The sequence below is a fragment of the Rhizobium sp. NZLR11 genome (assembly GCF_019685115.1).
Lineage (GTDB): Bacteria > Pseudomonadota > Alphaproteobacteria > Rhizobiales > Rhizobiaceae > Rhizobium.
Map to the genome: position 1 here is coordinate 109,415 of NZ_JABDWD010000016.1, position 22,498 is coordinate 131,912.

General features: G+C 57.8%; 23 protein-coding genes and 1 pseudogene. 10 read left to right on the forward strand and 14 right to left on the reverse strand.

The features are described 5' to 3' along the window. Position 1 precedes the first annotated feature (1 nt). The 7 genes and pseudogenes from HJB83_RS24550 to HJB83_RS24580 all read left to right on the forward strand — a co-directional run. A complete protein-coding gene (locus HJB83_RS24550; RefSeq protein WP_221140607.1) occupies positions 2 to 1,042 on the forward strand; it encodes a branched-chain amino acid ABC transporter permease in 1,041 nt (346 codons plus the stop codon). 100 nt (positions 1,043 to 1,142) lie between these two features. Next, positions 1,143 to 2,477, forward strand: coding sequence for an ABC transporter substrate-binding protein (locus HJB83_RS24555; protein WP_168257376.1), 1,335 nt, complete (start codon positions 1,143 to 1,145; stop codon positions 2,475 to 2,477). 121 nt (positions 2,478 to 2,598) lie between these two features. Next, positions 2,599 to 3,381, forward strand: coding sequence for an ABC transporter ATP-binding protein (locus HJB83_RS24560; protein ID WP_168260017.1), 783 nt, complete (start codon positions 2,599 to 2,601; stop codon positions 3,379 to 3,381). A 23-nt stretch (positions 3,382 to 3,404) separates the two neighbouring features. Then, positions 3,405 to 4,652 (forward strand): SfnB family sulfur acquisition oxidoreductase, encoded by a 1,248-nt coding sequence (locus HJB83_RS24565; protein WP_127431425.1) that lies wholly within the window; start codon positions 3,405 to 3,407, stop codon positions 4,650 to 4,652. Positions 4,653 to 4,968: 316 nt separating this feature from the next. Beyond that, positions 4,969 to 5,823 (forward strand): calcium-binding protein, encoded by an 855-nt coding sequence (locus HJB83_RS24570; RefSeq protein WP_221140609.1) that lies wholly within the window; start codon positions 4,969 to 4,971, stop codon positions 5,821 to 5,823. A 356-nt stretch (positions 5,824 to 6,179) separates the two neighbouring features. Continuing rightward, a complete protein-coding gene (locus tag HJB83_RS34785; RefSeq protein ID WP_376775615.1) occupies positions 6,180 to 6,524 on the forward strand; it encodes a Mu transposase domain-containing protein in 345 nt (114 codons plus the stop codon). After that, a pseudogene (locus tag HJB83_RS24580) lies at positions 6,445 to 6,799 on the forward strand (ATP-binding protein); the annotation flags it as partial. The gene HJB83_RS34785 and the pseudogene HJB83_RS24580, both read left to right, overlap by 80 nt. Before the next feature lie 62 nt (positions 6,800 to 6,861). Here HJB83_RS24580 and HJB83_RS34290 read toward each other — a convergent pair. The 9 genes from HJB83_RS34290 to HJB83_RS24625 form a co-directional block, all read right to left on the reverse strand. Further along, positions 6,862 to 7,152 carry a transposase gene (locus HJB83_RS34290; protein WP_231285528.1) on the reverse strand — a complete coding sequence of 97 codons (291 nt, stop codon included), beginning with the start codon at positions 7,150 to 7,152 and terminating at the stop codon, positions 6,862 to 6,864. A gap of 345 nt (positions 7,153 to 7,497) precedes the next feature. Further along, on the reverse strand, positions 7,498 to 8,946 hold the full coding sequence (locus HJB83_RS24590) for an efflux transporter outer membrane subunit (RefSeq protein ID WP_221140611.1): 1,449 nt from the start codon (positions 8,944 to 8,946) through the stop codon (positions 7,498 to 7,500). Between the two features lie 167 nt (positions 8,947 to 9,113). After that, a complete protein-coding gene (locus tag HJB83_RS24595) occupies positions 9,114 to 9,599 on the reverse strand; it encodes a MaoC family dehydratase (RefSeq protein ID WP_011654219.1) in 486 nt (161 codons plus the stop codon). Between the two features lie 77 nt (positions 9,600 to 9,676). Further along, positions 9,677 to 11,503 carry a glutamine--fructose-6-phosphate transaminase (isomerizing) gene (gene glmS, locus HJB83_RS24600; RefSeq protein ID WP_221140613.1) on the reverse strand — a complete coding sequence of 609 codons (1,827 nt, stop codon included), beginning with the start codon at positions 11,501 to 11,503 and terminating at the stop codon, positions 9,677 to 9,679. Between the two features lie 841 nt (positions 11,504 to 12,344). After that, positions 12,345 to 12,917: a nodulation O-acetyltransferase NodL gene (gene nodL / locus HJB83_RS24605; RefSeq protein WP_131702635.1), complete on the reverse strand. Its 573-nt coding sequence runs from the start codon at positions 12,915 to 12,917 to the stop codon at positions 12,345 to 12,347. Between the two features lie 678 nt (positions 12,918 to 13,595). Then, positions 13,596 to 14,000, reverse strand: coding sequence for a hypothetical protein (locus tag HJB83_RS24610; RefSeq protein WP_131702634.1), 405 nt, complete (start codon positions 13,998 to 14,000; stop codon positions 13,596 to 13,598). Between the two features lie 66 nt (positions 14,001 to 14,066). After that, a complete protein-coding gene (locus HJB83_RS24615) occupies positions 14,067 to 14,786 on the reverse strand; it encodes a hypothetical protein (RefSeq protein ID WP_168277473.1) in 720 nt (239 codons plus the stop codon). 121 nt (positions 14,787 to 14,907) lie between these two features. Then, the gene (locus HJB83_RS24620; RefSeq protein WP_064649264.1) at positions 14,908 to 15,579 is read right to left on the reverse strand and encodes a hypothetical protein; all 672 of its coding nucleotides are present in this window, start codon (positions 15,577 to 15,579) and stop codon (positions 14,908 to 14,910) included. A 180-nt stretch (positions 15,580 to 15,759) separates the two neighbouring features. Continuing rightward, the gene (locus HJB83_RS24625) at positions 15,760 to 16,110 is read right to left on the reverse strand and encodes a helix-turn-helix domain-containing protein (RefSeq protein ID WP_221140652.1); all 351 of its coding nucleotides are present in this window, start codon (positions 16,108 to 16,110) and stop codon (positions 15,760 to 15,762) included. 178 nt (positions 16,111 to 16,288) lie between these two features. On the opposite strand from HJB83_RS24625, the gene HJB83_RS24630 reads away from it, so the two are divergent. The 3 genes from HJB83_RS24630 to HJB83_RS24640 all read left to right on the forward strand — a co-directional run bounded on the left by HJB83_RS24630 (position 16,289) and on the right by HJB83_RS24640 (position 18,191). Continuing rightward, positions 16,289 to 16,927, forward strand: coding sequence for an acyl-homoserine-lactone synthase (locus HJB83_RS24630; RefSeq protein WP_131702632.1), 639 nt, complete (start codon positions 16,289 to 16,291; stop codon positions 16,925 to 16,927). 152 nt (positions 16,928 to 17,079) lie between these two features. Continuing rightward, positions 17,080 to 17,814 carry a LuxR family transcriptional regulator gene (locus tag HJB83_RS24635; protein ID WP_168257383.1) on the forward strand — a complete coding sequence of 245 codons (735 nt, stop codon included), beginning with the start codon at positions 17,080 to 17,082 and terminating at the stop codon, positions 17,812 to 17,814. Positions 17,815 to 17,957: 143 nt separating this feature from the next. Next, positions 17,958 to 18,191, forward strand: coding sequence for a DUF6429 family protein (locus tag HJB83_RS24640; RefSeq protein WP_018244908.1), 234 nt, complete (start codon positions 17,958 to 17,960; stop codon positions 18,189 to 18,191). On the opposite strand, the gene tnpC is transcribed toward HJB83_RS24640, so the two are convergent. From tnpC to HJB83_RS24665, 5 genes are all read right to left on the reverse strand, one after another. Further along, a complete protein-coding gene (gene tnpC / locus HJB83_RS24645) occupies positions 18,172 to 19,872 on the reverse strand; it encodes an IS66 family transposase (RefSeq protein WP_130660767.1) in 1,701 nt (566 codons plus the stop codon). The genes HJB83_RS24640 and tnpC overlap by 20 nt on opposite strands. A gap of 45 nt (positions 19,873 to 19,917) precedes the next feature. After that, positions 19,918 to 20,271, reverse strand: coding sequence for an IS66 family insertion sequence element accessory protein TnpB (gene tnpB, locus HJB83_RS24650; RefSeq protein WP_027690704.1), 354 nt, complete (start codon positions 20,269 to 20,271; stop codon positions 19,918 to 19,920). Continuing rightward, a complete protein-coding gene (tnpA, locus tag HJB83_RS24655) occupies positions 20,268 to 20,714 on the reverse strand; it encodes an IS66-like element accessory protein TnpA (RefSeq protein ID WP_082239363.1) in 447 nt (148 codons plus the stop codon). Before tnpA ends, tnpB begins: the two co-directional genes overlap by 4 nt. 291 nt (positions 20,715 to 21,005) lie before the next feature. Continuing rightward, entirely contained in the window at positions 21,006 to 22,217 is a 1,212-nt protein-coding gene (locus tag HJB83_RS24660) for a beta-ketoacyl synthase (RefSeq protein WP_168257384.1), read from the reverse strand. Beyond that, complete coding sequence (locus HJB83_RS24665) at positions 22,218 to 22,496, reverse strand: acyl carrier protein (RefSeq protein ID WP_127431415.1); 279 nt, start codon at positions 22,494 to 22,496, stop codon at positions 22,218 to 22,220. Positions 22,497 to 22,498: the final 2 nt, after the last annotated feature.

A 22,498-nucleotide genomic window follows, 5' to 3' on the forward strand; every position in this document is an offset into this window, starting at 1 on the left:
GATGTCCACGATCACCCATGATCTTTCGGTCTACAGTTTCCCGGCGCACTGGGCGACGCCATTGCGTTGGCTTGCCATTGCCTATGGTGTTGTGCCGCTTCTCGGGTCCGACTATCTCTTCGAGGCTATCCTGGTGCCGTTCCTGGCGCTCAGCCTCGCCGGCTTGGGGCTCAATATCCTCACGGGTTATGCAGGGCAGGTGTCACTGGGAAGTGCTGCCTTCATGGCTGTCGGTGCCTTCGCAGCGTTCAATCTCAATCTTCGCGTCGACGGTCTGCCATTGATCGTCAGCATGATTCTTGCTGGTCTTGCGGCGGCCGGCATCGGTCTGGTGTTCGGCCTTCCGAGCCTCCGCCTCAAGGGCTTTTACCTTGCAGTATCGACCCTCGCTGCGCAGTTTTTCGTGCAGTGGGCGCTGACCAAATTCAGCTGGTTCTCTAATGACTCCGCGTCCGGCGTGATCGATGCGCCGCAGCTTTCGGTCTCCGGATTTGTTTTCGATGACCCGGTCGGACGATACTATTTCGCGCTGACGGTGGTCGCCGTCCTCACTTTTCTGGCGTATCGGTTGGTGAATTCGCAGACCGGCCACAATTTCATCGCCGTGCGTGACAACGAGACAGCGGCGCGGATCATAGGCGTGCCGGTGATGAAGACCAAGCTTCTGGCCTTCGCAATCTCCTCCTTCATCATCGGCATCGCCGGCGTCCTGTGGGCCTTCGCCTATTTGCGCACGGTCGAGCCCGCCGGTTTCAATCTTGACCGGTCGTTCCAGGTCCTGTTCATCGTCATCATCGGGGGGCTTGCATCGATCCGCGGTGCTTTTTTCGGAGCGGCGCTGATCGTTGTGTTCCCCCTGGTCCTGTCGCGGCTTGGCTCTTTCCTGCTCGGAAATATCTTCAATTCGGGCGTGCTAGATATGAGCCAGCGCATCGTGCTCGGCGCGCTCATCATCCTCTTTCTGGTCCTCGAACCGGATGGGCTTGTCGCCCTTTGGGATCGGGTCCGAAAACGAATCCGTTCCGCCATCGTGCATTCCTGATCGAAACGGAGCCATCAAGGCTCTCGAAATGCCACCAGCCCTCATCAGATCAACCCGGACCGGCGCCTTGCCCCGGTCGATACCCGGAGTATGTCCAAAAATGACGATCCTTGCCAAATTCAAGATTGCGGCTCTTGCCGCCGGCCTCGCCTTCACGGTGGCCCTGCCGATGGCCCATGCGGACGAACAATATTTCCCGCTCCAGAGCTATCGCGTCGGCCCCTATGCTGCCGGCGGCACCGGCTTCTTCGGTGGTTTCATCGATTATCTGAACCTGATCAACACGCGCGACGGCGGCGTGGGTGGCGTCAAGCTAACATGGTCGGAAGCAGAGACGCAGTACGAGGTCGAGCGTGGCGTCGAGGCCTATGAGCGCCTGAAGAGCAACCCGAACGTCGCTGCCTGGAACCCGCTTTCCGTGGGCATTGCCTATGCGATGATCGATCGCGTCACCGCCGACAAGGTCCCGTTGATCACCATCAACCATGGCCGCACGGATTCGACCGACGGCCGCGTTTTCCCTTATGTCTTCCCGCTGCTGCTCAACCCGTACAGCGAAACTTCCGGCATCGTGAACTACATCGCCGGCAAGGAAGGCGGTATCGAAAACCTCAAGGGTAAGAAGATCGTCGTTCTCTATCATGGCTCGCCTTATGGCAAGGAAACGATCCCGATCTACGAACTGTTGGCGAAGAAATACGCCTTTGAACTACAGCAGATCGAGGTGCCGCATCCGGGGAACGAGCAGCAGTCGCAGTGGCTGACGATCCGCCGCGCCAAGCCAGACTTCGTCATCCTGCGTGGATGGGGCGTGATGAACCCGGTCGCGCTGAAGACCGCAGCCAAGGTTGGTTTCCCGGTAAATCATATAATCGGAAACGTCTGGTCCAATTCAGAAGAAGACGTCATCCCCGCTGGTGATGCTGCCAAGGGCTATACGGCAATCACCACGCAGGCATCTGGCACCGAATACCCGGTCGTTCGGGAGATCGTCAAAACACTCTACGACGCTGGCAAGGGGAACCTCGAAGACAAGAAGCGAATCGGCTCGGTCTACCATAACCTGGGTATCGTCAACGGCATCCTCAATGTCGAGGCGATCCGGATCGCTCAGGAGAAGTTCGGCAAGCGGACGCTGACTGGCGACGAGGTCCGCTGGGGCTTCGAACACCTTCAGCTCGATCCGGCGCGTGTCGAGGCGCTCGGCGCCAAGGGCCTGTTCCACTCGATCAATGTCACCTGGGATAACCATGAGGGCAACGGCTACGTGACTTTCCAACAGTGGGACGGGAAGAAGTGGAACGTGGTCTCTGACTGGATCGCGCCGGACTGGGCACTGTTGCGGCCCATCATCGAGAAGTCTTCCGAAGCCTACGCGGCCGAGAAGGGCATCAAGCTGCGCACGGCGGCAGACGCCGAGGCGGCGACCAACTGATCCCTTCAAGCCGCGCCTGATAACGGGCGAGGCTTGAAGAACCGGGCGCGAGGATGGTGCCTCCCTCTCCAACCTCGCGCCTTCTCTCAATCCGACCTTTTAAGGCAAGAGGAACACGATCATGGCTCTGGAAACTACCCTGCTTGCGGTCGATGGTCTGAAGGCGACGTACAATAACGCCATCACCGCGCTCGATGGCGTTGGTTTCCATCTGGCGCGTGGTGAAATTCTGGCGCTCCTTGGCGCCAACGGCGCGGGAAAGACGACGACGCTCAAGGCGTTGTCCAATCTGCTTCCAGCCGAACGTGGGCAAGTCGTTTCCGGCAGCATCCGCTTCGACGGGCTCGATGTCCTGCGCACAAGCCCTGCTGCACTGGTGCGTGCCGGTCTCGTGCAGGTGCTTGAGGGCCGCCATTGCTTCCGCAGCCTGACGGTCGAGGAAAACCTCGTCTCCGGCGGGCTTGGCCGCAGCGGCACGCGCGCTGAGATCGCCGAGGATATCGAGAAGATCTACGCGCATTTCCCCAGGTTGAAGGAAAAGCGTCGTGCACTTTCCGGCCTGACCTCGGGTGGCGAGCAGCAGATGACGGCGATCGGCCGGGCGCTCATGTCGCGGCCGCGCCTCCTGGTTCTCGACGAACCATCCATGGGACTGGCGCCGCTCATCGTCCAGGACATTTTCCGGAAGCTCCGCCACCTCAATCGCGAAGAAGGTCTTTCTATCCTTGTGGCGGAGCAGAATTCCGCCGTCGCTCTGAAATATGCGGATCGCGCCATCATTCTCGAAAACGGCGCCACGGTGCTGACCGGTGACGCACAGGATCTGCGAGGGCGCGACGACATCAAGTCTTTCTACCTCGGCCAGAGAGCCGTGGCTCCCTCCATCCCCGCCGTTGTCGGCTAACACGATCCAAGAGGAGAAACACCGTGACCCATCCTACCATAAATACCGAAAATGCCGCAAAGGCCGTGCCACCTGTTCCACGCCCGTCGCAGCCCGCCCACATTATCAAGACTGACGCCGAAGCGATTGCCATCGCCAAGACACTCGCGGCAGAGTTCGTCAAGGAATCGGCAGCACGCGATCGCGACCGCATCTGGCCGGTCAAGGAACTGGACGCGTTTTCGCAAAGCGGGCTTTGGTCTATCAACGTGCCGAAGGCCTTCGGCGGTCCCGAGGTCTCTTATGCGACGCTTGCGAAGGTCATCGAGATCATCTCGGCGGCCGATTCATCCATCGGACAAATCGCGCAAAACCACCTGGGTGTGGTCGCCGCCATCCGCACGGTGTCAGACGAAGACCAACAGAAGCTGCTCTTCGCGGAAGTGTTGAAAGGAACGCGCTTCGGCAATGCCTTCTCCGAATTTGGATCCAAGCGTGCGGTCGACTTCGAAACAAAATTCGTTGATGCCGGAGATCATGTCGTGGTCAACGGCCAGAAATTCTACTCGTCAGGAGCGCTGCTCGCGCATCTGGTGCCAATCGTGGCACTGGATGACGAGGGCAGGGCCTGGTACGCAATTGCCGAGCGCGGTGCCCCGGGTCTGACTGTCATCGACGACTGGTCCTCCTTTGGCCAGCGTACCACGCTGTCGGGCACGGTACTGCTTAACAACGTCAAAGTGTCGAAGACGCATCTCGTGCCTGGCTACAAAGGGTATGAAGTGCCGACTGCGGACGGAGCGATCTTCCAGATTATCCAAGTGGCTGTCGATACCGGCATCGCGCAGGCCGCGATTGACGAGACCGTCAGTTTTGTGCGCACCAAGAGCCGCGCCTGGGTGGATTCCGGCGTCGACAACGCTTGGGACGATCCGTACACAATCCAGGCGATCGGGGACTTGACGCTAAGGCTTCATGCGGCGCAGGCGCTGCTTGAAAAGGCAGGTTATGCCATTGACCGAGCGATCCTCGACCCGAACGCGGGAACCGTTGCGGAAGCCCAGATCGTTACCGCCGAAGCCAAGATCCTCTCCACTGAGATCGCGATCGCGGCCGCCAACAAGTTGTTCGAACTGGCAGGAACGCGCTCGACCCTTGCAGAGCACGGGCTTGATCGCCACTGGCGCAACGCCCGCACCCATACTCTGCACGACCCCGTCCGCTGGAAGTATGCCATTTTGGGTAAGTATTTCCTGAACGGCGAGAAGCCACCGCTCCACGCCTGGAGCTGAGGTTTTCGATCTGCAAAGCACCCTGAGTAAGGTGCTCTGCAGACTATGCCTGCAGCGCATACGAGGGAGGAAGCTTTCGCCTTCGTCAACGAGATGTCGCGGACATTGTTGCCACGGCTCGGCCGCCGATCATCATAGCCCCCAGTCGTTTTCATATCTGCCGGCCAACTACGAAGGGCGTGCCGTGCGGCCGAGATAAACATTTTCGCATCCGTCATTCAAATAGGTCATATCAAAACAATGGATTTCACTAATTCGCTCTTGGAAAAGATAAGGGGCACAGGCGGCGCCCGTTGCCTCATAAGGAGTATTTGCGATGATGATCAAAGGCACTGATAACAGCCCCTTTATTAACGGATCCGATGACAACGACACAATCTATGCACGCGAGCTCAATGACTGGATCAAAGCCGGCGGCGGCGATGATTGGGTTTGGGCTCAAGCCGGCCACGACGTGATCTTTGCCGGTGACGGCCATGACATTGTCTATGCGGGGGATGGCTCAGACACAATCCATGCTGATGATGGTGACGACCTCCTGTATAGTGACGGCTCATTCAAAGCCTTCAACCCCTTCGAAGTGCGCCGCGTAATACCACATACCGGCGAGAGCGACGACAGGCTCGACGCCGGTAAGGGAAGGGATACCCTGGTGGCCGGCGACGGCGCAGATGTTCTGACTGGCGGCGAAGACGGCGACGCCTTCGTGTTTCGGTTCCACGATCCTATGGTTGGAACAACGCACTGGTATACGACTGTGACGGATTTCGACCCGAAGCAAGACCGTTTTGTCATGGACGCCGGTGACTTCGGCAAAGGGGATCTGTTTGGCGCAAATTTCATCAACCACTCGAAGGGTTTCCCAGGCGAATTTGTGGACACTTTCTACAATGGCGAGGCCGCGAAAGCGCACGGTCAGCACGTCGTGGTAATCACGGATCGAGGGTTCACGTCTGGCTCTGCCGCCGCGACCGCTATTCACGACGAAGTCCCCGGTGACATCATTGTCTACCATGACGAAAAAACTCTCGGTCAAGATGGCAAAACTCACGGTGCGACACTAGCCTATGTCGATTCTGCGAACCACGCGCATGCCTTCGCTCATGTCGACAATCTGCACGACATGTCGGATCTTACCTCGCTTACGGCGGAAAATTTCGGCTTCATTTAATTCGAAGATCCGAGGAGCGTTCCACCCTTGGGGCGCTTCTCTTTCCCAACGTGGCGCAGGGAACTGAAAATAGAAACGACGTGATTTATTGATCGACTGCACCAGTAAAGGTACGCCATTGAAACAAGTTCTCGTCGCCGATGACGACGCCGCCATGCGCCACCTGCATCCTGGGGCGGTTGCGCAAGCTGACTTTCTTCTCGCTGGCTGAGGCCAATGCCGCTATTGGCACTTGATCGCATCAACGATCACCTCATGCGTCGATTGGGTGTTACCCGGCGGCAAGTATTTGAACGTGTCGAACGTGCTGCGCTCGCTAGCCTCCCGGGTGAAACTACGAATTCGCCGAATGGCGTCTGGTCCGTGTCTCGACCGATTATCACGTCGAGTTCAAAAGCTTCTTTTATTCCGTCCCCCATGCCCTCATTCGCCAGCAGGTCGATCTTAGAGCAACGGCGCGCACCATCGAGATCTTTTACCGCGGCAAGCGCATCGCCGTCCATCAGCGCCGCTATGGCGGCTGTCGTCATGGAACCGACCCAGATCACATGACCAGTTCCCACCGGCGATACGCTGAGTGGACACCAGATCGCTTTCGGCGCTGGGCCGCATCCATCGGTCAAAGCATGCCGCGAGGATTTCTCCGTTGCATACCACCGCGTTCCCCGGCTGTTCGCCACGCTCGCGCTTGCAAGGGGTGACGGGCGATACGGCAGAATCCCCAAATCTATCGCCAAGACCGACCTGCTGATCCTCGATGACTGGGGACCGGAAAAACTCAACGATGATCAGCGCCGCGATCTTCTCGAGATCATCGAAGACCGCTACGAGCGTCGCTCGACGATCGTCACAAGCCAGGTGCCCCTGGATCGCTGGTGGGAAATTATTTCAAACCCAACGCCGCCGATGCGATACTGGATCGCCTCGTTCACAACGCCGAGGCATCGATATCATTGGCGAAAGTATGCGCAAACAGCGTTCACCGATGGCGCTTGAAACACAGCAAAGCTTGACCTGGCACAAAACCCGATCCAAACATCAAACAGACCCAGGATCAGCCCGAAAAATGGCCGGCTTCAAATCGGAATCGGTGGCCGGTTTCATCGGAATACGCACCCAATGCAACATCTGAAGATCGACCTGATCGGCTTGCTTAATGCCAACGAAGCGCATCGTCGGTCGCCTTGCAGCTTCTGCGATCGCCGCAGCATCGATGATGTCATTCTTGTTCGATTTTACATAGACTTCACTGCGCCGGGATGATGCGGACGGAATGCCCCATCGTCTGCAACTTGGCGCAAGCCATTGGGAACCCGGACGGGATTCCATTCCGACAAGCGTTCTGTTCGCTCGTTCGAAGAGCTGCAGTAGCGTCTCGCGCCGGAACTATCCAGGCCGACCACGTGGAAGAGGTTCTTTCCGATATCGATGCCGAAGACGGCGCATTGGCGCAGTTGGTTGCGATCCATAATTTCAGCCCTCCTTTGCCCACCTCCGTTATGCTCTCGGGAGACAGGGCGGACCATCCCATTAGCTCTAAGCCCTGCTCGTAAGCGGGAGGTGGTGAAGGGCATGTGCCGCGATTGGACGACCTCCCGGCCGGCGCCAATACAACTCAGGCGCTGGCGCGCTAATGACGTGATCAGGTTAAACCATCCCGCATCCAGCGCTCGGCTATTGCGAATGTGCGGATTGGATGTTTGCATTTGCGGCTGCAACCCTCGAGGCCTCCCTGGGTGACGCGACTTTGGGAGCCGCAAAACCACCGCGGATTGCTACATTCAACCGCACGTGATCCTTGGCCAGTTGTTGGATCGCCGCAGCGAGGCTCGCCTGAGCGCTGGACACCTGCCTTTGCGCTTCGAGAACATCGAGGAGAGAAGAGGCGCCATCAGTGTACGAGGCCGTCGAAAGCTTCAGTGCTTCTTCGATCGTTTCTACTTGCCTGCGACGTGAGTTCTCTGTGTGAACGTCGCGTCGGACGGCTGTCAAAGCGTCCTCGACTTCCTGCACAGCTGTCAGGACGGTTAATTTCCAGCTTATGTAGGCTGCTGCGGCGTCCGATTTAGAAGTCTCCACGTTTGCCCGCAAACGGCCGCCGTCCAGAATTGGGAGGTCGAGGCTCGGCCCGAAGGACCATTTCAAGATACCCCCGTGACGGCCGCGCTGCTTGTTATAGGAAGGGGTGATCGAGCCGGAGAGCGTTATCGCGGGGTAAAGCTGTGCTTCCGCCACGCCGATCTGTGCAGTCGCGGCGGCGAGATCCCGTTCAGCCTGGCGAATATCGAATCGATTGCGAATAAGATCGGCGGGAATGCCGGCATTGATCTTTCCGCGATAGACCGGCTGCCCTTCACTTTTCTGCAGTTGCTTGATCACTGTTTCCGACGGCAAAGCGAGGAGGGCCGCAATGTGATGCGCCGACACGCGAAAATTCAGTTCTAGCCTTGGTATTTCGGCAATCGTCGATCGGACAAGTCCTTCGGCTTGCAAGACATCCAGCCGGGAAGCCGCTCCCGCTTCGACTTGAAAATTCGTGAAATCGTAGGTCTCCTGGCGCGACTTCAGGTTCGCTCGGGAAATCGAGACGCGCTGCTGGTAGTACCGGGCGTCGATGTAGGAGGAAACAAGATCTTTGATTAGAGCTAGCTTTGCGGCGTCGACAGCCGCATGCGCAGAATCAAGAGAAGCCAGTGCGCTTTCAGTGCTGCGCCGGTACTGACCGAATACGTCCAGCAGCCAGGTCAACGATAGTTGCACGCTCGAGACATTCTGTGTGCTCGTGACATCTCCCCCTTTGCCGATCTCGCCGCTTGTCGTGTGTGATGCCTTGGGAAGGCCCCCGGCGCCAGCGATGGTGACGTCCGCGGCGGCGGCATTAACCCTTTCGAGCGCCTGCTGAACACTGAGGTTCTCATGCAGGCCGGAGGCAACGTACTGGTTGAGCGTACGATCTGAAAACGAATCCCACCACGCCGACACCGCAACATCGCCGGCGCTCTGTTTTGCACCCTCGGAAAACTTCTCCGGCAAAGGCGTTTCCGGCGGTGCATGGTCGGGCCCGAGCATGCAAGATGACAAAAGTAGCGGCAACACCGCAGCGGCCAGACGGAACGAATGCAATCAATCAGCCTCCATTACAGCGAAATTCAACTCAAACCCGTTTCGCCTGCCCGAAGGATGATGCCAGCGCGCAATTGCCGACGCAGCAGATCGAGAATTCCGGCGTGACACTACGAAATCGCGTGCAGCCAAAACAACAAGTCGACACCCGCTGGCGCGAGCTGGCGTCAAATCCCTTTAGGCCTGTCGTTCGGATCAAACTGAATGATAGTGATCCAATTAGCAGTGAGTGCCGGTCGGTTCTCGTTCTCGATCTCCACCGTAACCTCGTAGGTAGTCACCAGCATGCTTGCGCCGCGAAATTGACATTCAGAGAGAACGAAGCGACCGCGCACACGGCTGCCGGTCTTAACTGGTGACATGAAACGCACCCGGTCTAAGCCGTAGTTAAGGCCCATGGTCTGCTCGCGGATCTTTGGCATGCCGCTGAAGTTCATCGCCGACAGAAGCGAGAGCGTCAGGAAGCCGTGAGCGATAGTGCCACCAAACGGGCTTTCGACTGCCGCGCGTTCCGGGTGCACGTGGATGAATTGATGATCGTGTGTCGCATCGGCAAAGAGATCGATTGTAGTTTGATCGACGGTGATCCATTCGGATTTACCGAGCTCCTGGCCAATTCGCGACGGCACGTCGGCGAGCGAAAGTTCGTGCATACGACCTCACTTTTTTGATGTCTGATCAAGTCCTGGATTTTCTCGGAAGCGAGTTGCGATCTAACCAATCGTCACGATCATTCGACTGTGACTGATTTAGCCAGATTCCGCGGCTGGTCCACATCTGCCCCCATGACGACCGCTGTGTGATACGCAAGAAGCTGCAGCGGCAGAGAAAAGATCATCGGCGCGATAATCTCCGCAACATCGGGTAATACGATAGTGTGCATGGTGGGGAGTTTTGACATCGAAGCTCCCGTCTCGTCGGTGATCAGAATGATGCGGCCGCCGCGGGCGGCCACTTCCTGCATATTGGAGACAGTTTTATCGAAGAACCGATCATGTGGCGCGATGACGATGACTGGCATATTTTCATCGATCAGGGCGATCGGACCGTGTTTTAATTCTCCTGCCGCATAACCTTCAGCATGAATATAGGAAACCTCCTTGAGCTTCAGCGCACCTTCCATGGCCAATGGGAAACTCGTGCCGCGGCCGAGATAGAGCACGTCGCGGTAATTCGACAATTCCCGTGACAAGAGGTCGATCCCCGGCTTGATGTCGTTCAGCACCTGTCGCATAACGCTCGGCAACGTCGCCAAACTTTGGACGAGCAATTGTTCCTCGTCGTCTGCGATCGTGCCTCGCGCCTTGCCTGCGCCGATGGCTAGCGCAGCGAGAACAGCTAGCTGGCAAGTGAATGCCTTGGTAGAAGCAACGCCGATCTCTGGCCCGGCGAGGATCGGAAAGATGGCATCTGCCTCGCGGGCAATAGTTGATTCTCGGGTATTGACGACAGCGCCTATTCTCAGACCATGTGCTTTGCAATAGCGCAGCGATGCAAGCGTGTCAGCCGTCTCACCAGATTGAGAGATGAAGAGCGCTGCCGACCGCGGCGACAACGGGATTTCTCGATAACGGAATTCAGAGGCGACATCAATTTCAACGATTAAGCGTGCGTAGCGCTCGAACCAATATTTGCCAATTAGTCCCGCAAGATATGCCGTGCCGCAGGCGGAGATCGCGAGGCTCTCAACCCCGGCGAAATCGATTTCGGTTGAAGTCGTTGTGACATGACTATCGTTGACATTGATGTAGTGACCAAGAGCACCGGCGATGACCTCCGGTTGCTCGTAGATTTCCTTCTCCATAAAATGCGGGTGATTGCCCTTGCCGACCAGGTCTGCGGTAGCAAGCGATGTGTGCCGTGGGCGCGTAACGACATTGCCTTCGATATCGAAAACCTGGACACTCGTTTTGCCTACAACAGCCCAATCGCCATCGTTCAGATATGTGATGTCATTGGTGAACGGAGCAAGAGCGATCGCGTCGGAGCCTAGAAACATCTCACCATCGCCGTGGCCTATCACTAACGGTGGTCCATTGCGCGCCACCATAATGGTCGCGGGATCATCCTCAAACAGGATGGCAAGAGCGAAGGCGCCCTCGACGCACTTCAACATGGCATGCATTGCCTCAAGGCATCCCATGCCACCCCGGCGGAATTTTGTCAGGAGATGCGCAATCACCTCGGTGTCCGTGTCAGTCTGGAACTTGGCCCCTACCTCCGCCAATGCGTCCTTTAGCTTGGAGAAATTTTCGATGATGCCGTTATGAACAACGGCTACACCATCGGTAAAGTGCGGGTGAGCGTTGCATTCTGTCGGTGCGCCATGGGTCGCCCATCGTGTGTGGGCAATGCCGACGGTGCCGCTCAGGGGCGCTTCCTTCAATCTCGTTTTAAGGTTCCCGAGCTTGCCTTCCGCACGGCGTCGGTGCAATTCTCCTTCGAAGATCGTAGCAACGCCGGATGAATCATAGCCGCGATATTCCAGCCGCTCCAAGGCTTCGATCAGTCGCTCCGACACGGGCTTATGTCCCACTATGCCAACAATTCCACACATGCTCGTCACCCAGGTCAAGAGCCCCCGACAGGTAATCAGGAGGCGGACGCCGCTCGGCGCGTGTCCTCCAGCGCGTGCTAATAAATCCAAACAGATTAGTAAAATTGATTGTTGGGATAGCTATCATCCACGTTATGGATGCAGTGTACTTAGGTAGCTGGTCAATCAACGCTGTACGTGGCGAAAGGCGCTTTCTGCAGAGTGGGACCGATAGGCTGCGCCGGGTGATCGGTGCCTACTTCTGAAGATGTTCCTGGCGACAGCAAGATATTTACCGACGACATACCGCGCGTGATTTCTATTCAGAGCGAGCAATTGTCATTCATCGAGCGCACGAAAACAATTCGTGCTCATGCAGGTGAAGCGGTCTGTATCTGCGAGTTGAGCCTAAACGTAATTGGCCCCTTCGCATGCGACCAGTTCGCAACTCATAAATCGGAAGCAGAACCAGCATCTCCTGGAAAACATCAGTCGATCTAGATTCGACAGGTTGGTTTCGGGCGCCGATGGGAAGGAGGCTTTGGCATGGGACGAACGCAGGCTATCTTCAAACGGTCTCCGAGGAAAGGTCACATGGCCGCGTGTGTCGGCAGTAGATGGTGCCTTAAGTTTTCGACAGGACAGCCGGATCCTGACACTGGAATCCGGCGGTCCGGTGCAATGTGCAGCCGGTCGTAGCAAACGCGATCAGTAATCACTTAGCACGGACTGACCGACCGCATTTGCAAAGAGAACTGCGTCAGAGTGCCGACGGTCGCACGGGCCATGGCGACCCAGAATCGTCGTTCGCACAAGCAACGAGACTACCCCTAACCACCGGATTTTCGCCCGACGCCTACTTTTATGATTGCGGCAAGCGTCCACCAACCCTGACCCGAGCTGGATTTCCCATCGCCGTGCTTCCAGCAGGAACATCTCGAGTGACCACGCTACCAGCGCCAATGACAGCATGATCGCCGATCGTCACGCCCGGGAGAATGATTGCTCCACCTCCAATCCAGACGTGCCTGCCAATGCTGACCGGTCGTCCCAACTGCAACCCAGCCTGGCGCTGCTCTGGATCATGTGGATGGTCCGCAGTATAAATCTGCACAGCAGGCCCTATTGCGGTTCCGTCGCCGATAGTCACTGCTGCCACGTCAAGGATGACGCAGTTGAAATTGATGTAGACCCACGCTCCGATCCGGATGTTGAACCCGTAATCGCAGTGGAACGGAGGACGAATAGCAGCTCCAAGCCCGACAGCCCCCAATCGTTCTAACAGAAGCGCATGCCACCGCTCGGCGGGGTCGCCCAGCGTGTCATTGTACCGTTTCAGCCAAGCCCCGGTGAGGAGCAACTCGGCTTGGATCTCAGGATCCGCTGCGTTATACATCTCGCCTGCGAGCATCTTTTCTTTTTGGCTGCGTGTCATCGTCTCTTCTCAGATCTTGTTCGAGGAGTGGTCGGTCATTGCGCTCGGATTCACCTGGTTGCCGGCAGAGCGCACAGAGGAGTTAACAGCAATCTTTCGCCTTTTCGCGGCTGGTTCGAAAGTCATCTGCTCAAGCGCGGCAAATCCTGCAGATAGGCAGACCGGAAGCGACCTTCGCATTCACCGGCTGGGGGAGGGCACAATAAGATGTGTCTATTTAGCTTGGCAGATTCCGAACACAGCGGCAAGCGCATAGGCAGACCAAGGCTGACTAAGAGACCGTCATAAAAAGACTTTTACTCAAGTTACTGCCCAGCTTCCCGAAGGTTTATTCTATTCCAGTCTCTATGGGCCGTCCGCCTTGCTCGATGCCGGCGGGAATGCAAATCGTCAGCGTCTTGGCGGGGCGCGGCATGACGAAGGGCTGGTTCACCGACGGAGGCCGCTATCGCGGCCGCCGTCAATAGAATCCTTGGAACCTGAAAGATTACCGCTCGCCAGTGCCTATGAACTGCTCATTAGCTGTAGTTTCTTTCACCCACCGATTGCTTCTTAGCGTGCAGAATTGGGTCGCCAGGGTGACAAGCGCGCGACAGCGGGCGGAGGTGGATATTCCACTTTCCGCCTCACCTTCGCGCAAGACCGGACGAGAACTGCTGGATGTAGGAAATTCACCCCTTACTGGCAGGCGGTCAGGCCCCCCGGATTTCGAATGGCGGCAAAACCGACGCCGTCGATCGTGTTGTCGTTACGGGCAATGAAGCAGTAATTGTCATCGGCGGGGGGAGCGGCGACGATGCAGGAGTTGGCCCCAGCCGGAATGACATAGGTGTCGGCTCCGACGATCGCAAAGACGGAGGCCGTTCCGTTCGGATGGGGCACCGGCTGCTTGGTGAAGAGGATCGCGTCGTTCGGCGGGGCGACCGCAATGGGCTGGTAGTTCCGGCAATCGGACGAAAAAACGAGTTGCGCGGCGGCAGGCAGCGCTGTTGCGAGGATAGAGACGATGGAAATGGCAAGCCCGGCAGCGATTTTATCGCGACGTGCTGTTTGGCCAGCGAATTTCGACGTGATACGTAACATTGCTATATTCCTTTCGGTTCAAGGGTTGGCTTGTTCAAGCGTCAATGATGATCCGGTTCTCTGGGTCTACGGTCCTCCTGTCGCCGAAAAGGTTCCGTCAGCTTTGTAAGTCACGGTGTAGATCGCGTAGCCGATGGTGAAATCGCAGCATGCCGAGTTGCTCTCGTCATAAGTCACGGTGCTTCCGACCGGCTGGTAGCCCATCTTCACGAAAAAGATCTGTTTCGGTATGCAGTTCATGACGGCGTTGGGGAAAGGAGCGACGAAGCTCGAGAGTATGATAGCTTGATTGTCGTTTAGTGCGACGACGCCACAATAGAGCTCGGGACGCGGCAACGGCGTGTAGGAAGGCACGTTTATGCCAAATCCTCCGATCGCAACTCCGGCTTGATTGGCGGGCGCGGAAAGTCCAAGCGGATCGAGCGTCAAGGTCGTGCAATTGTCCGGCGAACCGTCGACCGTGGTGAGCGTAACCGGTCGGAACGCCGAGCTGCTGCCGACCACGGATAGCGTGGCGGCATTGAGCGAGAGAAGCGCGATAAGCTGCGAGGGGGACGCCGCCTGTTTGGTGCTGAGGGCACCTGCATAGACCTGACTGTCCAAACCGAAATTGATCTGCGCTCCCGAACTTGCGTAATTGCCGATGCTTTGGCAGCCGAGACTGCCGCTGAGGATGGGACCATGGCTCGGCAGCAACGGAAATGCCGCCTGCTTCTGGAAAACATAGAAATATTGCGTCGTCTGCGAGAAGTTCCGAACGATGATCTGGTAGGACGAACTGGTCATGGCGTGTGACAATCCCCTCTGAGATCAAGCCTGTCCGTCGCCCGGCGGGCGGCGGCAACGCGCGAATGCTGCGCATGCAGGTGAAGAGGGGACGGTTCTTCACCTGCATGGCTGCCAAGGTTTACTGGAGCTGCGTGGTCCAGGTGCCGTCAGATTTCAGGCTGACGTTGCAGACGGAATAGCCGCCGGTGAAGTCGGAAAGCGCCGCGTTCACGCTCGACTGCGTGAAGTTCATCACGACACCTGGCGTGTAGGCGCCGGTCTGGACATAATATTTCAGGATCGGCTGGCAATCGGTATTGCTGGCCGGGTTTGCCTGCACGAAGTTGGAGAGCACGATGCCGCCATTGACGGCAACCGCTGAGCCGACATTGAAGTAGGGCGGCGAGTTGAAGACCGGCGTGGTGATGCGGAATGCGCCAGGCTGTACACCTTCCCCGTAGATTGGCGAGGATAGTCCGAGCGGATTGACCGTCGCAGTCGTCCAGTCGTTCGGTTTACCGCTGCCACCCGAACTCGGAGCAAGATCAATGGCGCGGCTGGCTGACGAGTAGCCGGAAGAGGCGCCGATTTGCGGCGGTGTATTCGCCTGCTGGATGCCGGCATAATATTGCAGGTTGACCTGGAAGGTCAGGATCGCGCCGGTGTTGTCGTAGTTGCCGAGCGACTGCGAGAAAAGGCTGTTCGAATAGACTTGCCCGCCGCCGGTATAAATTGCCGGTTGCTGGAAGAAGTAGAAGTTTTGCGTCTGGGATTCGTAGTTTTTCACGTTGATGGTCAACATTGTAGACATGTCGGCAACCCTTCTGCGTTGATAGTGAAAACAAGGGTCTTCGCGTCGGCGAGGGCAGGGTGGGCTAGCCTTCCTGCCGGTCCCGTCAATGAAACCCTAATTAGAAAGATCGTTGATGCTGCTCATTTAAGCAACCTAAAGCTGTTGAGCGCAAGTTAAAAAAACCGTTCAGAATTGTGCTTAGCGTAAGGCGTGTTCCGGAGGGATGGATTCGAGCAGCCCAATAAGATTGGACTGAGCCGTCGCAGATCGGCCGCGTAGCGCCATTACCCACAGCAATTCCGTGGCGGAGATCGCGCTGTTCCTATGCCCGTCCATGGTCCCTCGCCCCAAGAGCAGCCAATCGAGGGAAACATCCAGCAGGCGCGCGAGAGCGCAGGCGCTTTCCAGGGACGTATGGCCGCCATTTTGCCAGCGCGAGACGGCCGCGACTGATACATTCAGTTCGGCTGCAAGAGCGTGTACTTTCCGGAACTTGCCCCGAGATATCGCTTCTCGAATGCGTTTGCCGCGGGCTGGATCGTAGGTCACGAACGATTCTTCCTTGGTTGCGTTGAAGTGGCAGCCACAGCGAGCTTGAGATCGATCAAGCTTCGGAAATGCCTGTGAAAATGAAAGGTAAGTCGAAGCGCCGGTCAATCTGGTGAAATATCCAGATTGCTCGAGGTCGGCCCCTGTTGTGAAACATCGACGATCAGGAGGAACGGATATGTTGCGGATACTCACCAAAGACATGCTCGAGACCGATCGACGTGCATTCGATGCAATGTTTCGGGCTCGCGCCGTCGTTTTTCGCGATCGGCTGGGATGGCAGGTCGATGTCCGGGATCAATGGGAGAGGGACCGATATGATGAGGTCGAAGATCCCGTATATCTCGTCACTCAACGACCTTCGGGCACACTGACAGGTTCGCTACGCCTGCTGCCGACCACTGGCGCGACGATGCTCAAAAGCGAGTTTCGGCATTTCTTCGATCAGCCTATCGACGTCGACAGCCCGACGACCTGGGAATGTACTCGCTTTTGCGTTCACCCATCTGCCGGACACATCGCGCAATCGCGCGCAGTCGCCACCGAACTGCTCTCAGGGCTTTGCGATCTTGCCCTCGGCGCCGGTATCGAAAACATCGTCGGCGTCTATGATGGGGCGATGGTCGGGGTGTATCGCAGGCTCGGCTGGAGGCCGACGCCGCTTGCCCGATCACTGCCCGAGATCGGCAAACTGTATGTCGGCCTGTGGGACGTGACTGCAGATAACTGTCGGACACTTCGCACCAACCTAGCCCGGCTTCTCAATCAAACCTCTTCCTGTCCTGGCAGGGCCCTTGTCGATGGTGGCATGCGGTAAGGCCAGTCGCCGTCCCGCCGCCCACAGTGTCGTCAGTTCCTTAACCTGTTCTTCACATCGCGCCATGGTTGCCATAAAATGTTCTTTTCTCGCTAACCGCGAAATGTTACGATTACCCCAGTCAGGAAAACACACAACCGCGAGTCCATCTCATGCTGCGCAGTTCTCGTTTTTTCTACAGTTTGGACCGGATCTCCGCATCGCCGACGTTGGAAGATCTGGAAACGACGCTGGACGAAGTCCGCCACATCTATGCGATATCGCACATGGTTCTGCATGTGACCCGCTCCTCGGGCGCAGCGGCCAACAATCCATTGCTGATGCTGACCTACCCGCCCGAATGGGTGAAGCAATATCTTGCCCGGGATTACTTCAGCATCGATCCCGTCGTGCGGCTCGGACAGCGCGGCTTTCTGCCCGTGGAATGGTCCGCGTCAAAATGGGATTCAGGGCGGGCTCACGGCTTCTTTAAGGAGGCGATGGCCTTCGGTATCGGGCAGCAAGGCGTGACACTGCCGGTGCGTGGGCCTCACGGGGAGCGATCGCTGTTTACGATCACCTCCAATCAGCCCGCCTCCTACTGGCGTCGGTTCCGCATGGACAGCATGCGCGACCTCCAGTTTCTCGCCCACCATCTCCACGACAGGGCCATGGTTCTGTCGGGCCTGAGAAAAACTGCGGATTTTCCGCAATTGTCGCGCCGCGAACTGCAATGTCTCGATATGACGGCCAGCGGCCTAATGGCAAAGCAGATCTGCGCCCGCTTGTCCATTTCGGTAAGTGCGGTGCAGCTCTATCTTGCGTCGGCACGCCGAAAGCTGACCGTCGCCACGACCAGTGAAGCTGTCGCCAAAGCCACGGCGCTCGAATTGATATCAGCGTGGTGATCGCTTTCTCCGATGACCACGAAGGCCGCAAAGTCACCGAAGGTTCATCAATGCCAACAAGCAGCGGTGCCGAGCCCACTTCGTCAGTATCCATCCGAGCAGGACCGCGGGATTTTGGGTGCCGCGCGTGGTAATGTCGGTTCATGGAGATCGATGAGGACAAGATCGACGATGCCGTTTTGGCGCTGTTATGGCTTACGCTGCATAACGAGCGTTGGGCCTGGAAGGGTTTCGACTGGGCAACGACGGATCGGCTTCACAAGAAGGGCTTGATCGGCGACCCGGTCAACAAGTCGAAGTCATTGTTCCTGACCGATGAAGGCTTGGAGCGTTCGGAAGCGTTGTTCCGGGAGCTGTTTACGCGGCGGCCGCAATAGCCGTCCCTTTGTGTGACTTCCATTGCCAAGGCAGCAGTTCGTGCAGGCGGGAGACAGGAAGATCGGCGATGCGGGCGAACACATCGGCGAGCCACGCCTTTGGGTCGACGTCGTTGAGACGGCAGGTCGTGATAACGGAGAGCATGATGGCGGCACGATCGGCCCCACGCTGGGAGCCGGCGAAGGTCCAGTTTCGACGCCCGAGTGCAATTCCTCTCAGAGCCCGCTCGGCCGTATTGTTCGTGAGACAAATCCGGCCATCGTCGAGGAAACGCGCAAAACCATCCCATCGCTTCAGCATGTAATCGATCGGCTCGATCACCTCGGACGATTTGCTGAGCGTGGCGCGCTCCCGTTTCAGCCACTCGTGCATGTCATCGAACAGCGGCTTGCTCTTTTCCTGCCGCGCGGCCAATCGTTCTGCGGCGCTCAATCCATTGATCTCGCGTTCGATCTCAAACAGCGCATCGTACCGTTGGACGGCTTCCACGGCGATCGGCGAGATCGGCTTGCCTTTGCGTTTGCGGTCGCGGGCACTTTTCTGGATGTCGGCCAGCTCAAAGAATTTGCGCCGCGCGTGCGCATGGCAAAAGGCGAAGGTGATCGGTACCGCTTTCTTTTCGGCGACACTGAGCGGCTCGAAGCCATTGTAACAATCGCTCTGCAGAATGCCGCCATACTCGGCCAGGTGCTTCTGCGGGTGCTCGCCACGGCGGTCGCTCGACGCATAGTATATGGCCGCCGGCGCTGCCGCTCCGCCGTAGGGCCGGTCATCGCACACATACGTCCATATTCGCCCGGTCGTGCATTTGTCTTTGGCCTGGATGGGAATGGTGGTGTCGTCGCCAAAAAGGCGCTCGGCCGCGAAGATATGCGCCTCGATCAGTTCAAAGATCGGCAGGAGCGCGGCCGTTCCATACCCGACCTGGTCGGCCAGCGTCGAGGTCGAAAGCTCGATGCCCTCGCATTTGAACCGGGTGCTCTGGCGGTTGAGCGGACTATGCATGCCGAACTTATCGAACAGGATCGTCGCCAGCAGATGAGGACCGATGAAGCCACGCGGCGTCGCATGGAATGGCGCCGGCGGCTGGCTGATCGCCTCGCAGTCACGGCAGGTAAATTTCTCCCGCACCGTCTCGATCACTTTGAACCGGCGCGGAACCTCCTCGAGCGTCTCGGTGACGTCCTCGCCCAGTTTCGACAGGCGCGATCCGCCGCAGCAGGCACAGGTGGTCGGGGGATCGATGATCACGCGTTCACGTTCGATATCCTCCGGCCAGGGCTTGCGCACCGGCCGTTTGCGCATGAACGAACGCACGCTTGAGGTCCTGGCGGCTGCAGCCTGCGCTGCGGCTTCATCCTCCGTCGCCGCCATCACCAGTTCTTCGAGCTGCAATTCCATCTGGTCGATCAGGCGCGCCGTGCGCTCGGATCGCCGGCCGCGCAGTTCGCGCTTCAGCTTTTCGATCGCCAGCTCCAGACGGGCAATCAAGGCCTCGCTGTCCGACAGCATGGCCTGCGCATTGGCGGCTTGCACCACCGCAATGTCCCGCTCGGCGACGACGGTATCGCGCTCGGCAACAACGACATCACGTTCAGCCTGCAACATCTCACGCTCGGAAAGCAGCGCCAGATAGGCGCTCGCAAGGTCCGCAGGAAGATCCACAGGCTTCGAGGTCATGAAGCCATTCGATCAGATTCATTCAATATTTTCAATGCAATAATGCTATCCGACCCGTGTCGGACGCCAGGTTTCCTGCGGATTGCGCCAGTCGATCCCGGACAACAAATACGACAATTGCGCCGATGAGATCGCTACCGCGCCGCCCTCCATATTCGGCCAGATAAACCGGCCCTTCTCCAGCCGCCGGGTAAAAAGGCAGGCGCCCAGACCATCATGCCAGATGATCTTCAAAATATCCGATCTGCGCCCCCTGAAGACAAAGAGATGCCCTGACAACGGATCATGCTTCAGAACCTCCTGCACCCGAAGCGCCAGAGAGGGAAAGCCACAGCGCATGTCCGTATACCCCGTCGAAAGCCAGACCTTGACCCCTGTTCCCATCGGAAACGGATTCACCGCAGCGCCTCCAGTCCGCGCAGGATCCGAAGCAGCGCTTCAACGTCGACATCGCGTCCCACGATCACACGGCGACCATTGGCGCTGACAACCTCCATTAGCCCACTTTGTGCCGTCGAAGAATTGTTCGGTGCAACAACCGGCATGCCTGGCTCCGGGACCAACAGTGCAGGAACAAACCCTTCACTCCCCCGGCCGTTGCCGAGCCGTCCCTCGCGAGCTGCTTTACGCCAATCGTTCAGCTGAAAGCGTGTGATCCCATGGCGACGTGCTGTTGCCGTCACCTGACGCGGCGCGGAATAACTCTCCGCCACGACCGCAAGCTTGGCCTCGTTGCTGAAACGCCGACGCCGCCCGCTATCGACAATCTCCATACGGCTAACTTGCGGCCGCTTCTCTATCGTTAAATCCACGGTTCTCACACTGTCTATATTGACGTCCATATAGACAGAACATCCAGTTCGCCTCACTTCTCAGCAAGGCGGCCCTCCTCGGATGCGTACCTTCGTCAGACGTGTGTGCTCGCTGATGCCGGAAAGAGCGGGCGACGGGCTGCATCCCTCTCATCCCACAGCCTTTGCCCCGAGACGGCGGAGTAGCATGGTTTGCGCGGAGGAAAATTTGAGATGCGAGAGTATCCGGGGAATTAGAGCGAGACTATTTGACAGGATTGCGGTGCCTGCTTCAAGCATGTGCCGCTGGCCTTACAAGGGTTAGTCGTGACGATCTTCACTTCATTGCACCTGCTTGAACGCAAGGACAGCATTCATGCCGCCCATGGCGAAGGCGTTGCTCATGGCCACGCCCACCCTGCGCTCCCGGGGCACATTTGGCGTGATGTCCAGATCACAATCGGGGTCTGGTTCGCGATAGTTCGCCGTGGGCGGCACGACACCTTCTTGGATCGCCATCACGCAGGCTATCATTTCGAGCGCACTTGCTGCCCCGAGGCAGTGCGCGTGAGTGGATTTGGTGGAAGAGATGGACATCGATCGCGCATGGTCACCAAAGACGCGCTTAATCGCCGTCGTTTCGATCTGATCGTTGGCCTTGGTGCCGGTGCCATGGGCGTTGAGGTAGTCTACATCCTCGGCATTTAAACCCGCATCAACAAGGCAGGCGCGCATCGCCGCCTCCGGCCCATGCACAGCTGGTGCAGCTATGTGGTAGGCATCGGCGGAAAGGCCGATGCCGGCGACCTCGGCAAGCATCGTTGCACCGCGGGCGGCGGCATGCTCATAGCTTTCCAGCACGGCCATGCCCGCACCTTCGCCCAAAACTAGTCCTTTCCTGTCGCCCGAGAATGGCCGGCAAGTATCTGGAGCGAGTACGCGCATTGCTTCCCATGCCTTAAGCACGATCCACACGAGTGGCGCGTCGCTTCCTCCAGCTAGCATAACGTCCGCCCTACCGAGCTTGATCTGATCTACCGCTGAAGCGATCGCATGGTTGGCCGAGGCGCAGGCAGAGGTGGCACCGAAGACTGGCCCCCGCAGCCCGAGGTTCATACTTACCTGACAGGCGGCCGCGCTAGGCATTGCCTTTACCCCAGTGAATAGCTCAGTGCGAGTCGCGCCGCCCAATAGGAGGGTGCGGTAGGCCTTCTCGGTAGCGTCCCAGCCGCCAAAGCCAACGCCCACTGTCGCGCCGAAACGGTGGGCATTTCCTTCATTGCACGAAAGGCCGGCCTGTAGCATGGCTTGTTTAGCTGCAAGCACGGCTAGCAGGCTGAAGCGGTCCATGGAGATGAGCTGTTTGCGATCAATGTCGTGTTGAGGCAGCACCTTGATCTCGGTCCCGATCATCCCCTTCAGCTCATGAATCTCTGAGTTTGAGATCGGGCCGATGGCGGAGCGGCCTTCGCGCATCTCCGTCCAGATAGAGGAAGCATCGGTGCCCAGTCCGCACAGTCCGCCCAATCCGGTGATAACGACGCGTCTGTCCATTCAGACCTCCTTGGTGAGCAAGCCACGGACGGCTTCCACCACGTCGCCGATATTGTTGAGGTTCGACCAGGCATCGGCCGTATTCATCTCGATCTTAATGCCGTAGAGCTGCTCCAGATCCCAAAGGACATCGGCCAAACCCAGCGAATCGATGCCAAGTGAAGTCAGCTCAGTGTCAGTCGTTATTTCGCCGAGCGCTACGATCGTTCTCCCGCCGTCTTCAGCTTTGACGAGCTTATTGATCGCACTGATAATTTCCAGTGTGAGTTGATCAGCCATTT